Raw genomic sequence first — 12915 nt, 5'->3', positions numbered from 1 at the left:
CCGCCATCGTCCTGGCCGGCACCCTCCCCGAGCCTCCGCCCGCCTGCCGCATCCGCCCGAGCTCCCGCCCCCGCTCACAACTCCGCCAGCAACTCCGCCTTCTTCGCCGTGAACTCCTCGTCCGTCACCAGCCCCGCCTGGTGCAGCTCCCCCAGGTGCCGGATCCGGTCCGCGATCGTCGCCGGGTCCCGGCCACCGGCGCCCGCCGCTCCCACCGCGCCCGCCGGGAGCGGTGCCGGGGAGGGGCTCGTGGCGCGGGTGGCGGAGAGGACCGCCGCCGCGAAGGGGAGCGATTCGTGCACCGGGCCGTAGCCGAGGCCGAAGACGACCGCCGCCGGGTCCTGGTCGGCCTGGGCGGGCCGGGTCGCGTCGCCCCGGCGCAGCAGCCGGAGGTAGCCGTCGAAGACGTCGGGCGAGCGCCATTCGACGCCGCTCAGCTCACCCACCGGAAAGCTCTGGTCGCCCGCCTTCCACTTCGCCGACGACGCCCCCGTCCAGAACCACCGGAACGACACCTGCCGCCCGTCGAAGGACGCCTTCGCGTCGTACGCCTTGAAGTGCAGCGGTGCCTTGGGTGCCGCCACCAGGAAGTGCCCCGCGGGCTCCCCGGCCGCCGGTCCCAGCTCCGCCCGGAGCTCGTCCGCGTAGTACTCCGCCAGCGTCTCCCGCTCGGCCGGCAGCACCAGCCGGTACGGATCGCATCCCTCCTTCAGCTGCCCCGCCGCGGCCTCCATCAGGGGGTCCGCCCCCGGTCTCGGCACGGCGTGCAGCACGACCGTGCCCCGCTTGCCCGGGGAGAGCGTCACCGCCGCCAACGCCTCGTGCGGCACGCGCCGTTCGCGCAGCGCCTGGAAGAGTTTCGGCGTACGTATCCCCCGGTCGAAGCGGATGAGCACGGCGTCGGTCTCAAATTCCCAGGTGGCATGAATTCCGGCCAGCACATCACCCATGCGCCTCATCGTAGGCGGCGGGCGCCCGCACGTCGCCCCTCGGAACGTGGCCGAACTCGCGTCCGCTCTACGCGCGTCGGATCCGGTCAGACGCCGGTTCCGCCGGAAATTCCACTGCGGCAGGCTGCCGCGGCGCTCGCGCACGTGAGGCCCTCGTACGTCCCGGCCCCTATCTCGGCGAGGTTGTGGAGGCTCTCCGTACCCGGCTCGAAATAGCCTGCGTGCCCGGCCGCCCCGGCGGCCGACAGCACCCGCGCCCCGAACTCCGGCGCCACCGGGTCGGCCCCGTGGCCCACCCCGCCGACCTCCAGATGGGGCACGTCCTGGATCCAGTCGTCCGCGTCCCGCATCGCCCACACCCGCGCCCGCGTCTTCAGCTCGGCCGCGTTGCGCACCCGCATACCGGGGCTGCCCGCCACCGCCACATCGGTCACTCGCGCCGGGAGCGAGGGCGCCGCGACCCCGCACAGCACGGAGCCGTAGCTGTGGCAGAGCAGCGCCACGCGCGCGTGGGCCGGCAGCGCGTCCACCAGGCGGAGCAGGCGTACGGCGCCGTTCTCGGCGAGCCGCCCGGTCGCCGCGTCCACGCCGACCCCGGCGGGCGCCGTGTAGTCGGCCCAGGCGATCACCGCGGTCCGGGTGCCGGGCGCGGCCCCGCGCTCGGCGGCGTACAGCGACTGGGCCATCCCGGCCGGAGCCGAGTACTTGCGGTGGGTCTTCTGGAAGGTGAGCAGATTGGTGTCGACGCCCGGCACGATCACGGAGACCCGCTCGGCCCGGTCGAGGTTGCCGAGCACCTCGGCTGCGCGCCCCGGACCGGTCGGGTCGAAGGCGAGGATCTGCCGGTCCTCGCGCATCAGCGACTCGAAGCGGTGCACGCGTCGTACGGCCTCGTGGCGGCCGGCGGCCGAGAGCCGGGAGTCGTCCACCCGCGTCCGTTCGGCGCGCAGGGCGCGGTCGAGGGCGTGCCGGTTGGCGCGATAGCGCAGGGTGACCGGGGCGCCGTCGAGGTTGCCGACGACGAGCGGGTGCTCTTCGGCGAGCCAGGTGCGCTCGGAGTCGCTCAGGGAGGCGAAGAACGCGGCGACGGCGGACGGCGGCGAGGCGGCGTCCGGCAGGGGCAGGCCGTCGACCCGGGCGTGCCGCCAGGCGGCGAGAGCGGCCTGTGGAGACTCGCCCGACCCGCGCTGATGCCGGATCGTGGTCCAGCCGGTGGTGGCCAGCAGGACGAACACGACGGCGAGCGCGAGCAGCATGCGCCAGACGGAGAGCGTGGGGGAGGCGTCGAAAGAAGTCACTGCGGGACACCCTAGGAGAGTCCCGCACCCACCCGGGCCGAGGGTGATGTGGATCACGCCCTGGCCGGGGGCTACGCGCGAGTAAGGTCACGCTCCGTACCCGAACCCGGTACGCTCCGCCGAGCCCGCGGCCCTGTTCGACCCGCGGAGACCTCTCAGTCCCGCCACTCCGTCGCCAGCGCCGGCCCCAGATGATCGAGGTACGTCTCCGTCAGGTCCCTCATCGCGCAGACCGTCAGCTCCGTGCCCCGGCCCCACAGCTGCCCGGCCACCCGCATCACCCCGCTGAACGCCGCCACCGCCACCCGCGGGCGCGGGTCCGCGTCCACGTCCAGGCCCTCGCGTTCGGCGATCAGCCGGGCGATCCGCTCCTCCATCTCCGTGGCGCGGCGCAGGTGCACCGCGAGCAGGGCGGGGGTCGACTCGATGACCTGGAACATCCGCAGATGCAACTCGACCGGTACGACCGCCTCGATCGCCTCACCGATGGTGTCCCAGGCGCTCAGCACCGCGTTGCGCATCGCGTCGAACGGCGCCTCTTCGGCGGGCCGCTCGACCAGCGCCTCGTAGAAGCGCTCCTCGACCATCTGCTGGACGGCGAAGGCGACCTCCTCCTTGCTCGCGAAATAGCGGAAGAAGGTGCGCTGGGAGACCTCGACAGCGCCCGCGATCTCGTCGACGGTCGTGCGCTCGTAGCCCTTGGTGGTGAAGAGCTCCAGAGCGACGCGTACGAGGGCGTCCCGCGTGCGCTGCTTCTTCCGTTCCCGGAGGCCGGAAACCGTCACGTCGATGGTCCTTCTTTCTGCCACTTCGACCGCTCAGGGTACTGGGGTGTACCTGTGAGCTACATGACAGTTACCGACGTGTGAATTGCTTTGTCAATTGTCAGTGGCTGACATTAGCCTGCTCGCATGACTAGTCAGACCACCATCGACAAGGCGCCGCTGGGCCCTGGCGGCCAGGATCCCGCCGTCGCGCCGTCCAAGGGGCTGCGCGGCCATCCCTGGCTGACGCTGTTCGCCGTGGCCATCGGCGTGATGATGGTCGCGCTCGACGGCACCATCGTCGCGATCGCCAACCCCGCCATCCAGAAGGACCTCGGCGCCTCGCTCGCCGACGTCCAGTGGATCACCAACGGCTATCTTCTGGCGCTCGCCGTCGCGCTGATCACCGCCGGCAAGCTCGGTGACCGCTTCGGCCACCGCCAGACCTTCCTCATAGGCATCGCGGGCTTCGCCGCCGCCTCCGGCGCGATCGGTCTCTCCGACTCGATCGCCCTGGTCATCGGCTTCCGGGTGCTTCAGGGCCTCTTCGGTGCCCTGCTGATGCCGGCGGCGCTCGGCCTGCTGCGCGCCACCTTCCCCGCCGAGAAGCTGAACATGGCCATCGGCATCTGGGGCATGGTCATCGGCGCCTCCACGGCGGGCGGCCCGATCGTCGGCGGCCTGCTCGTCGAGCACGTCAGCTGGCAGTCCGTCTTCTTCATCAACGTGCCGGTCGGCGTGATCGCGCTCGTCTTCGGTCTGGTGATCCTCAAGGACCACCGCGCCGAGAACGCGCCGCGCTCCTTCGACCTCGTCGGCATCCTGCTGCTCTCCGGCGCGATGGCGTCCCTCATCTGGGGCATCATCAAGGCCGGCGAGTCCTGGGGCTGGGCGAGCGGCAACACCTGGGCGTTCCTGGGCGGCGCGGTCCTGCTCTTCGTGCTCTTCGCCCTCTGGGAGAGCAAGGTCAAGGAACCGCTCATCCCGCTGGGCATGTTCCGCTCGGTCCCGCTGTCGGCCGGTGTGGTGCTGATGGTCCTGATGGCCTTCGCCTTCATGGGCGGCCTCTTCTTCGTGACCTTCTACCTCCAGGGCGTCAAGGGCCTCAGCCCGGTCGACAGCGGTCTGCACCTGCTGCCGCTGACGGCCATGATGATCGTCTCCTCGCCGCTCGCCGGCGTGCTGATCACCAAGTTCGGCCCGCGCATCCCGCTGGTCGGCGGCATGGTCTGCACCGCCGTCGCGATGTTCGGCATGATCACGCTCACCGCCGAAACCGGCACGCTGGCCATGTCCCTGTGGTTTGCCCTCCTCGGTCTCGGCCTCGCGCCGGTCATGGTCGGCGCCACCGAGGTCATCGTCGGCAACGCCCCGCTGGAGCTCTCCGGCGTCGCCGGCGGCCTCCAGCAGGCCGCCATGCAGGTCGGCGGCGCGCTCGGCACCGCAGTGCTCGGCGCCGTGATGTCCTCCAAGGTCAGCAGCGCCTTCGCGGAGAACTGGGAGAAGGCCGGCATCCCCGTGCCGCCGGACCCGAAGCTGGAGCAGGCCGCCGAGTTCGGCATGGTTCCGGCCGAGATGGCCAAGGCACCCGGCATGACGCCCGACCTCTTCGCCAAGATCGGCGGCGTCATCCACGACACCTTCATGTCGGGCATGGGCCTCGCCTTCACCGTCGCCGGTGTCGTGGCGGTCGTCGCGGCGCTGGTCGCGGTGTTCACCAAGCGCGGCGAGAACGCCGAGGCGGGCGCGGGCGGCGCCCACATCTGACGCGCCACCTCTGGCGCGCCATCTCTGACGCGCGCCCCGTCCGACGCGTCAACACAGTACGTACGACAGCCCCGCCGGTCCGTCCGGCGGGGCTGTTCACCTATCCGGGTGGATCGCCCCGGACGCTCTTCCGTGCCGGCCGGTCGCCCCACCAAGCTCCCGATCACGGACAGTCACCACACGGGGGGTTCCACCACGATGCGTACCAAGACCACGAAGACGATCCTCACCGCCGCCCTCGCGGCGACGCTGCTCACCGCCCTGCCGGCCACCGCCACGGCCGCCCCGCCGCCCCGGCTCGGCTCCTGCGCGCCCGGGGCGCTCTGCCTCTGGCCGGGCGCCGACTTCCGGGGCGCCAGGCAGACGTACGAGCTCGCCGACACCGACATCGACAGCTGTGTCGCGCTCCCGGCGGGCGTCACCGCCGAGTCCCTCGCCAACCGCGTCGGCCGGCCGGTCACCGCCTACCAGTCGGCGGCCTGCGCGGAGACCGGCCAGTTCGAGACCTATCCCGGCAAGGGGACCTGGGTGCCCCGTTCCCCGTATCTCGTACGGGCCTTCAAGATCTGGGAGACGTAGGCGCCGGTACGTCCACCGTCCGCTCGGGCGGCGCCGACAGCCGCGCCACCTCCGCGCGCAGCTCCATGACCTCATGGGTGAGCGCCTCAAGGAGCGCGGTCTGCCGGCGCTCCACCTCGTCGTCGCGCTCGAACCGGGAGATGAACCAGGCCGCGATGTTCGCGGTGACCACACCGAGCAGCGCGATCCCCGAGAGCATCAGGCCCACCGCGAGGACCCGCCCGAGCCCGGTGGTCGGCGCGTGGTCGCCGTACCCCACGGTCGTCATCGTGGTGAACGACCACCACACCGCGTCCCCGAGCGTCTTGATGTTGCCGTCCGGCGCGCCCCGCTCCACATGCAGCACGGCCAGCGACCCGAACATCATCAGCCCCACCACCGCGCCCGCCACATAGGTGGTGAGCGTGATCTGCGGCGCCATCCTCGCCCGCCGCCCGACCAGCAGCAGCGTGGAGACCAGCCGCAGCAGCCGCAGCGGCTGCACCAGCGGCAGCAGCACGGCCAGCAGATCCAGCGGATGGCTACGTACGAACTGCCACTTGGCCGGAGCCAGGACGAGCCGTACGACATAGTCCAGGGCGAACGCGCCCCACACCAGCCACTCCACCGCCGTGCACACCTCATGCACCCACGGGTCGGCGTCGGGCACGACGATGGGTACGGCGTAAGCAACGCCGAACGCCACTGCCAAGGCCAGCAGTGGCGTCTGGGTGCGCTTCTCCCAGCGATCCTTCATGCCGGGAATCGTAAGGCGGTGCGGGGGGTCGTATTCCCCCCGCACCTTTCGCTACGCGTCTCCGCCGGCGGCGCCCGGGTCGGCGGCGGTCACGTCCAGGAGCTGGTAGCGGTCCACGGCCTGCTTCAGCACCGAACGGTCCACCTTGCCGTCCCGGGCGAGCTCGGTGAGCACCGCGAGGACGATCGACTGGGCGTCGATGTGGAAGTAGCGGCGGGCGGCGCCGCGGGTGTCCGCGAAGCCGAAGCCGTCGGCGCCCAGCGAGGTGTACGCACCCGGCACCCAGCGCGAGATCTGGTCGGGAACCGACCGCATCCAGTCCGAGACGGCCACGAACGGACCCTGCGCGCCCTGGAGCTTCCGCGTGACATAGGGGACGCGCTGCTCCTCCTCGGGGTGGAGCAGGTTGTACTCCTCCACCTCGACGGCGTCCCGGCGCAGCTCGTTCCAGGAGGTCGCCGACCAGACGTCGGCCTTGACGTTCCACTCCTCGGCGAGGATCCGCTGCGCCTCGACCGCCCACGGCACCGCGACACCGGACGCCATGATCTGCGCCGGGATCGCGCCCGCCTCGCCGGCCTTGAAGCGGTAGATGCCCTTGAGGATGCCCTCGGCGTCCACGTCCGCGGGCTCGGCCGGGTGCTGGATCGGCTCGTTGTAGACGGTCAGGTAGTAGAAGACGTCCTCGGGCTTCTCGCCGTACATCCGCCGCAGACCGTCCTTGACGATGTGCGCGATCTCGAAGCCGAAGGCCGGGTCGTAGGCGACGCAGCCGGGGTTCGTGGAGGCGAGCAGCTGCGAGTGGCCGTCCGCGTGCTGGAGGCCCTCACCGGTCAGGGTCGTACGGCCCGCGGTCGCACCGAGCACGAAACCGCGCGCCAGCTGGTCGGCCATCTGCCAGAACTGGTCGCCGGTCCGCTGGAAACCGAACATCGAGTAGAAGACGTAGACCGGGATCAGGGGCTCGCCGTGCGTGGCGTACGCCGAACCGGCCGCGATCAGCGAGGCCGTGCAGCCCGCCTCGGAGATGCCGTCGTGCAGCATCTGCCCGGTGGGGGACTCCTTGTAGGCGAGCAGCAGCTCGCGGTCCACGGCCTCGTACTGCTGGCCCAGCGGGTTGTAGATCTTGGCGCTCGGGAAGAACGAGTCCATACCGAAGGTGCGGTACTCGTCCGGCGCGATCAGCACGAACCGCTTGCCGATCTCCTTGTCCCGCATCAGGTCCTTGAGCAGCCGGACGAACGCCATCGTGGTGGCGATCGACTGCTGGCCGGAGCCCTTCTTCACCGCGGCGTACGTCTTCTCCTCGGGGAGGACCAGCGGCTTCGACCGCACGACACGGGTGGGGACGTACCCGCCCAGCGCCTTGCGGCGGTCGTGCATGTACTGGATCTCCTCCGAGTCACGGCCCGGGTGGTAGTACGGCGGAAGGCCTTCCTCCAGCTGCCTGTCCGTGATCGGGATGTGCAGCCGGTCGCGGAAGCCCTTGAGGTCGTCGACCGTGAGCTTCTTCATCTGGTGCGTGGCGTTGCGGCCCTCGAAGTTGGGACCCAGCGTCCAGCCCTTGATCGTCTTGGCGAGGATCACCGTCGGCTGGCCCTTGTGGGCCTTGGCCGCGGCGAACGCGGCGAAGATCTTCTTGTGGTCGTGACCGCCACGGCCCAGGTGCAGGATCTGGTCGTCGGTCATGTTCTCGACCATCGCGCGCAGCCGGTGGTCGTCGCCGAAGAAGTGGTCGCGGATGTACGCGCCGGTCTCGGTGGCGTACGTCTGGAACTGGCCGTCGGGCGTGGTGTTCATCTTGTTGACGAGCACACCGTCGCGGTCCTGCGCGAGCAGCGGGTCCCAGGAGCGGTCCCAGACCAGCTTGACGACGTTCCAGCCGGCGCCGCGGAACTGCGACTCCAGCTCCTGGATGATCTTGCCGTTGCCGCGCACCGGGCCGTCGAGCCGCTGCAGGTTGCAGTTGACGACGAAGGTCAGGTTGTCCAGGCCCTCACGGGCGGCGATGGACAGCTGGCCGAGCGACTCCGGCTCGTCCATCTCGCCGTCGCCGAGGAACGCCCACACATGCGACTTGGAGGTGTCGGCGATACCGCGCGCCTCCATGTAGCGGTTCATCCGGGCCTGGTAGATCGCGCCGAGCGGGCCGAGGCCCATCGAGACGGTCGGGAACTCCCAGAAGTCCGGCATCAGCCGCGGGTGCGGGTAGGACGACAGGCCGTTGGGGAACTTCGACTTCTCCTGGCGGAAGGCGTCGAGCTGGGTCTCGTTCAGGCGGTCGAGCAGGAACGCGCGGGCGTAGATGCCGGGCGACGCGTGGCCCTGGAAGAAGATCTGGTCGCCGCCGTCGCCCTCGTCCTTGCCGCGGAAGAAGTGGTTGAAGCCGACGTCGTAGAGCGAGGCGGACGAGGCGAAGGTGGCGATGTGCCCACCGACCCCGATGCCCGGGCGCTGCGCGCGCGAGACCATCACCGCCGCGTTCCAGCGGGTCGCGTTGAGGACCTTGCGCTCGATCTCCTCGTTGCCCGGGAAGAACGGCTCGTCCTTGGTGGCGATGGTGTTCACGTAGTCCGTGCTGCGCATCTCGGGCACGGCCACGCGCTTCTCACGGGCCCGCTCGATCAGGCGGAGCATCAGGTAGCGGGCCCGCTCGCGGCCCCGCTCGTCGACGGCGGCGTCGAGCGAGTCGAGCCATTCCTGGGTCTCTTCGGGATCAAAGTCCGGGACCTGGCTGGGAAGGCCGCCAATGATGATCGGGTTGCGATCGGATCCGGAAGCCACGCTTTTCCTTCGCTGTTCGGTGGTGCCTACGGGGAGTACGGGATGTCCATCGTGTACCCCGCAGGCGTAAACGTCATCTCTACCGAGGGGTAACCACGCCTGGGTCCTCAGTTCGGCCAAATCGCAACCTTACGCCCAACCCGACCAGCTGTTTCGTCGGCCGGTTCGACTTTGGAAGGTGCACTCGATCCCCACGGGACCCGTACGGGTCCCTTACCTGGTCCCCGGCCTTACCGTAGAACGCGACAAACACGGGCAAGTGGTGTGGCATGGATCACGAGGGCGGCTCACCGCAGTGACTGAAGTTGCGGCGAGACGGCCCCAAACGTCACCGTTTCGGCGGTCTCGACGGCCGGGTACTTGCGCGATCCGCCCAGCCCGTGTGGACTACGGCCAACGCCGCGCGTACGCGCGCGGCCCGCAGCACTATCCAAAAACGATCAGGAGGCAAGCCGTGAGCGCGACCGCGGACCACGCGGAGGAGCGGACCAACCCGGCAGCGAGGCTGGGGTTCGAGCCCGGACAGGTGGTCCAGGAGATCGGCTTCGACGACGACGTCGACCACGAGCTCCGTGAAGGCATCGAGGCCATCATCGGCCAGGATCTCGTCGACGAGGAGTACGACGACGTCGCAGACGGCGTCGTGCTCTGGTTCCGGGACGAGGACGGCGACCTCACGGATGCCCTGGTGGACACCATCGGTCTCCTCGAGGATGGCGGAGTCATCTGGCTGCTGACGCCCAAGACGGGCCGGGACGGTTACATCGAGCCCAGTGACATCAGCGACGCCGCCCAGACCGCGGGTCTCTCCCAGACGAAGAGCATCAGTGTGGCCAAGGAGTGGTCGGGCAGCCGCCTGGTCGCCCCCAAGGCCGGCCGCCGCTGAGCCTTCCCCCAGCAATCCAGAGCCCCCGCCGACCTCCGTCGGCGGGGGCTCTGTGCGTAGTCTGGGTCTTCACTACTTCGGCCCAGTGAAGGGAAGCGTCTGACATGGCGATCGAGGTCGGCACCAAGGCCCCGGACTTCGAGCTCAAGGACAACCACGGCCGCACCGTGCGGCTCTCGGACTTCCATGGTGAGAAGAACGTGGTGCTGCTCTTCTACCCCTTCGCCTTCACCGGCGTGTGCACCGGTGAGTTGTGCGCCCTGCGCGACGAGCTTCCCAAGTTCGTCAACGACGACACCCAGCTGCTCGCGGTCTCCAACGACTCCATCCACACCCTGCGCGTCTTCGCCGAGCAGGAAGGCCTGGAGTACCCGCTGCTCTCCGACTTCTGGAAGCACGGTGAGGCGTCGCGCGCGTACGGCGTCTTCGACGAGGACAAGGGCTGCGCCGTGCGCGGCACCTTCATCATCGACAAGGAGGGCACGGTCCGCTGGACCGTCGTCAACGAGCTGCCGGACGCCCGGGACCTGAACGACTACGTGAAGGCTCTCGACACCCTCTGAACACTCGGGCGAAGTGTCTGTTTCGACGGGGAACCCGTCACTAGGATCCAGTCGTTGATCCGATGCCAACGCACGACGGGGGCGCTGCCCCTGAAAACCAATGGAGGGACTCGTGGGAGTCAGCCTCAGCAAGGGCGGCAACGTCTCGCTGACCAAGGAGGCCCCGGGCCTGACGGATGTCACCGTCGGTCTGGGCTGGGACGTCCGTACCACCACCGGTACGGACTTCGACCTCGACGCCAGCGCGATCCTGGTCAACGCCGAGGGCAAGGTCCGCAACGACCAGGACTTCGTGTTCTTCAACAACCTGAAGAGCGCGGACGGCTCGGTCGAGCACACCGGTGACAACCTGACCGGTGAGGGCGAGGGCGACGACGAGCAGGTCAAGGTCAACCTGGCCGGCGTCCCTGCCGATGTCGCCAAGATCGTGTTCCCGGTGTCGATCTACGACGCCGAGAACCGCCAGCAGTCCTTCGGCCAGGTCCGCAACGCGTTCATCCGCGTCGTGAACCAGGCCGGTGGCGCGGAGATCGCCCGGTACGACCTCTCCGAGGACGCCTCGACCGAGACCGCCATGGTCTTCGGCGAGCTGTACCGCAACGGCGCGGAGTGGAAGTTCCGCGCCGTCGGCCAGGGCTACGCCTCGGGCCTGCGCGGCATCGCGCAGGACTTCGGCGTGAACGTCTGAGCCGCCACACCAGAACCGTCCGGCGCCGCACGTGAGTGCGGCGCCGGACGCGCCTTCTTCGAGTAACACCTGACCGGGGAGGATCCATCGTCATGGGCGTCACACTCGCCAAGGGAGGCAATGTCTCCCTCTCCAAGGCCGCACCCAACCTCACCCAGGTCCTGGTCGGGCTCGGCTGGGACGCGCGCTCGACCACCGGGGCGGACTTCGACCTCGACGCCAGCGCGCTGCTGTGCCAGTCCGGCCGAGTGCTGGGCGACGAGTGGTTCGTGTTCTACAACAACCTGACGAGCCCCGACGGCTCGGTGACGCACACCGGCGACAACCTGACGGGCGAGGGCGACGGCGACGACGAGTCGCTGATCGTGGACCTCGTGAAGGTGCCGGCCCATGTCGACAAGATCATCTTTCCGGTCTCGATCCATGAGGCCGACAACCGCGGCCAGACGTTCGGCCAGGTCAGCAACGCCTTCATCCGCGTCGTGAACCAGGCGGACGGCCAGGAGCTCGCCCGCTACGACCTCTCCGAGGACGCCTCGACGGAGACCGCGATGATCTTCGGCGAGCTGTACCGGTACGGCGGTGAGTGGAAGTTCCGTGCCGTCGGGCAGGGGTACGCGTCGGGGCTCCGAGGCATCGCTCTAGACTTCGGGGTCAACGTTTCGTAAAGCCGGGTACGGCGCGGGGGAGCCCCGTACACAACGATTGGGTAGCCAGTGGTCCTGAAAACCTTCGGCTGGTCGTTCGCAGTCACTGCGCTCGGCCTGGCCTTCGCCGCGTGGCAGTGGGGGTGGGAGGCGTTCGGGGTCGTACTGATCCTGTCGATCCTCGAGATCTCACTGTCCTTCGACAATGCGGTCGTCAACGCCGGCATCCTGAAGAAGATGAACGCCTTCTGGCAGAAGATCTTCCTGACGGTCGGCATTCTCGTCGCGGTCTTCGGCATGCGGCTGGTCTTCCCCGTCGCCATCGTCGCCATCAGTGCCAAGGTCGGCCCCATCGAGGCCGTCCAGCTCGCCATGGACGATCCTGGGCGGTACGAGGCCCTGGTGACTGACGCGCACCCGGCGATCGCCGCCTTCGGTGGCATGTTCCTCCTGATGATCTTCCTCGACTTCATCTTCGAGGACCGGGACATCAAGTGGCTCGGCTGGCTGGAGCGGCCGCTGGCCAAGTTCGGCAAGGTCGACATGCTGTCGGCCTGCATCGCGCTCATCGTGCTGCTGGCCACCGCGATGACCTTCGCCACCCACGCGCACACCAGCACCGGTTACCAGGACAAGTCCACGACCGTGCTGCTCTCCGGCGTCGCCGGTCTGATCACGTACCTGATCGTCGGCGGTCTCTCCGGCTTCTTCGAGAACAAGCTGGAAGAGGAGGAGGAGCGCGAGCACGAGGAGGAGGAGAAGGCCAAGGCCGAGGGCAAGCCGGTCTCCGCGGTCGGTCTGGCCGGCAAGGCGGCGTTCTTCCTCTTCCTGTACCTGGAAGTTCTCGACGCCTCCTTCTCCTTCGACGGTGTCATCGGCGCCTTCGCCATCACCAACCACATCTTCTGGATGGCGCTCGGCCTCGGTATCGGTGCCATGTACGTCCGGTCGCTCACGGTCTACCTGGTCCGCCAGGGCACCCTGGACGACTACGTCTACCTGGAGCACGGCGCCCACTACGCCATCGGCGCGCTCGCCGTCATCCTGCTCATCACCATCGAGCACGAGATCAGCGAGCTCATCACCGGCACCATCGGTGTCGTGCTGATCGCACTCTCCTTCTGGTCCTCCCTGGTCCGCAACAAGCGGATCGCGCAGGCCGAGGGAAAAGCTGACCCCTCGGGCGACAAGGCCGAGGTGTCCTCCGGGGTGTGACGGCCCCGCCGACGAGGAACGCTTCTGACGGGGCGGCC

General features: G+C 69.2%; 12 protein-coding genes. 7 read left to right on the top strand and 5 right to left on the bottom strand.

All coding sequences use genetic code 11. The annotated features are described in order from the left end of the window. Nucleotides 1-74: 74 nt before the first annotated feature. From ACZ7LT_RS03110 to ACZ7LT_RS03100, 3 genes are all read right to left on the bottom strand, one after another. Entirely contained in the window at nt 75-950 is an 876-nt protein-coding gene (locus tag ACZ7LT_RS03110; protein WP_471233417.1) for a DUF4429 domain-containing protein, read from the bottom strand. Between the two features lie 86 nt (nt 951-1036). Further along, nucleotides 1037-2248: an alpha/beta hydrolase gene (locus tag ACZ7LT_RS03105; RefSeq protein WP_471233414.1), complete on the bottom strand. Its 1212-nt coding sequence runs from the start codon at nt 2246-2248 to the stop codon at nt 1037-1039. 155 nt (nt 2249-2403) lie between these two features. Further along, complete coding sequence (locus tag ACZ7LT_RS03100; RefSeq protein ID WP_471233412.1) at nt 2404-3033, bottom strand: TetR family transcriptional regulator; 630 nt, start codon at nt 3031-3033, stop codon at nt 2404-2406. A 126-nt stretch (nt 3034-3159) separates the two neighbouring features. Here ACZ7LT_RS03100 and ACZ7LT_RS03095 point away from each other — a divergent pair, with 126 nt between their 5' ends. Together ACZ7LT_RS03095 and ACZ7LT_RS03090 are read left to right on the top strand one after the other, a co-directional pair. After that, nucleotides 3160-4779: an MFS transporter gene (locus ACZ7LT_RS03095; RefSeq protein ID WP_471233409.1), complete on the top strand. Its 1620-nt coding sequence runs from the start codon at nt 3160-3162 to the stop codon at nt 4777-4779. Between the two features lie 198 nt (nt 4780-4977). Beyond that, nucleotides 4978-5358 (top strand): peptidase inhibitor family I36 protein, encoded by a 381-nt coding sequence (locus ACZ7LT_RS03090; protein ID WP_471233406.1) that lies wholly within the window; start codon nt 4978-4980, stop codon nt 5356-5358. On the opposite strand, the gene ACZ7LT_RS03085 is transcribed toward ACZ7LT_RS03090, so the two are convergent. Together ACZ7LT_RS03085 and aceE are read right to left on the bottom strand one after the other, a co-directional pair. Then, nucleotides 5339-6094, bottom strand: a complete 756-nt coding sequence (locus ACZ7LT_RS03085; RefSeq protein ID WP_471233402.1) for a potassium channel family protein — start codon at nt 6092-6094, stop codon at nt 5339-5341. The genes ACZ7LT_RS03090 and ACZ7LT_RS03085 overlap by 20 nt on opposite strands. 51 nt (nt 6095-6145) lie before the next feature. Then, nucleotides 6146-8878 (bottom strand): pyruvate dehydrogenase (acetyl-transferring), homodimeric type, encoded by a 2733-nt coding sequence (aceE, locus tag ACZ7LT_RS03080; RefSeq protein WP_471233399.1) that lies wholly within the window; start codon nt 8876-8878, stop codon nt 6146-6148. A 454-nt stretch (nt 8879-9332) separates the two neighbouring features. Between aceE and ACZ7LT_RS03075 the strand changes: the two genes are divergently transcribed. The 5 genes from ACZ7LT_RS03075 to ACZ7LT_RS03055 all read left to right on the top strand — a co-directional run bounded on the left by ACZ7LT_RS03075 (nt 9333) and on the right by ACZ7LT_RS03055 (nt 12877). Further along, nucleotides 9333-9764 carry a DUF3052 domain-containing protein gene (locus ACZ7LT_RS03075; protein ID WP_019886009.1) on the top strand — a complete coding sequence of 144 codons (432 nt, stop codon included), beginning with the start codon at nt 9333-9335 and terminating at the stop codon, nt 9762-9764. A 104-nt stretch (nt 9765-9868) separates the two neighbouring features. Then, nucleotides 9869-10327 carry a peroxiredoxin gene (locus tag ACZ7LT_RS03070; protein WP_471233394.1) on the top strand — a complete coding sequence of 153 codons (459 nt, stop codon included), beginning with the start codon at nt 9869-9871 and terminating at the stop codon, nt 10325-10327. A gap of 112 nt (nt 10328-10439) precedes the next feature. Beyond that, complete coding sequence (locus tag ACZ7LT_RS03065) at nt 10440-11015, top strand: TerD family protein (RefSeq protein ID WP_468705497.1); 576 nt, start codon at nt 10440-10442, stop codon at nt 11013-11015. A 92-nt stretch (nt 11016-11107) separates the two neighbouring features. After that, a complete protein-coding gene (locus tag ACZ7LT_RS03060; protein ID WP_019886006.1) occupies nt 11108-11683 on the top strand; it encodes a TerD family protein in 576 nt (191 codons plus the stop codon). 48 nt (nt 11684-11731) lie between these two features. Continuing rightward, entirely contained in the window at nt 11732-12877 is a 1146-nt protein-coding gene (locus ACZ7LT_RS03055; protein ID WP_471233389.1) for a DUF475 domain-containing protein, read from the top strand. Nucleotides 12878-12915: the final 38 nt, after the last annotated feature.

It is taken from the genome of Streptomyces sp. NPDC039465 (genome assembly GCF_055639315.1).
Note: the sequence above shows the minus strand (reverse complement) of the source record. Positions and strands in the feature narration are given on the sequence as shown.

Coding starts and splice junctions, on each gene's coding strand:
- ACZ7LT_RS03110 (WP_471233417.1), bottom strand. CDS start 950: ATGGGTGATGTGCTGGCCGGAATTCATGCCACCTGGGAATTTGAGACC.
- ACZ7LT_RS03095 (WP_471233409.1), top strand. CDS start 3,160: ATGACTAGTCAGACCACCATCGACAAGGCGCCGCTGGGCCCTGGCGGC.
- ACZ7LT_RS03070 (WP_471233394.1), top strand. CDS start 9,869: ATGGCGATCGAGGTCGGCACCAAGGCCCCGGACTTCGAGCTCAAGGAC.
- ACZ7LT_RS03090 (WP_471233406.1), top strand. CDS start 4,978: ATGCGTACCAAGACCACGAAGACGATCCTCACCGCCGCCCTCGCGGCG.
- ACZ7LT_RS03060 (WP_019886006.1), top strand. CDS start 11,108: ATGGGCGTCACACTCGCCAAGGGAGGCAATGTCTCCCTCTCCAAGGCC.
- ACZ7LT_RS03085 (WP_471233402.1), bottom strand. CDS start 6,094: ATGAAGGATCGCTGGGAGAAGCGCACCCAGACGCCACTGCTGGCCTTG.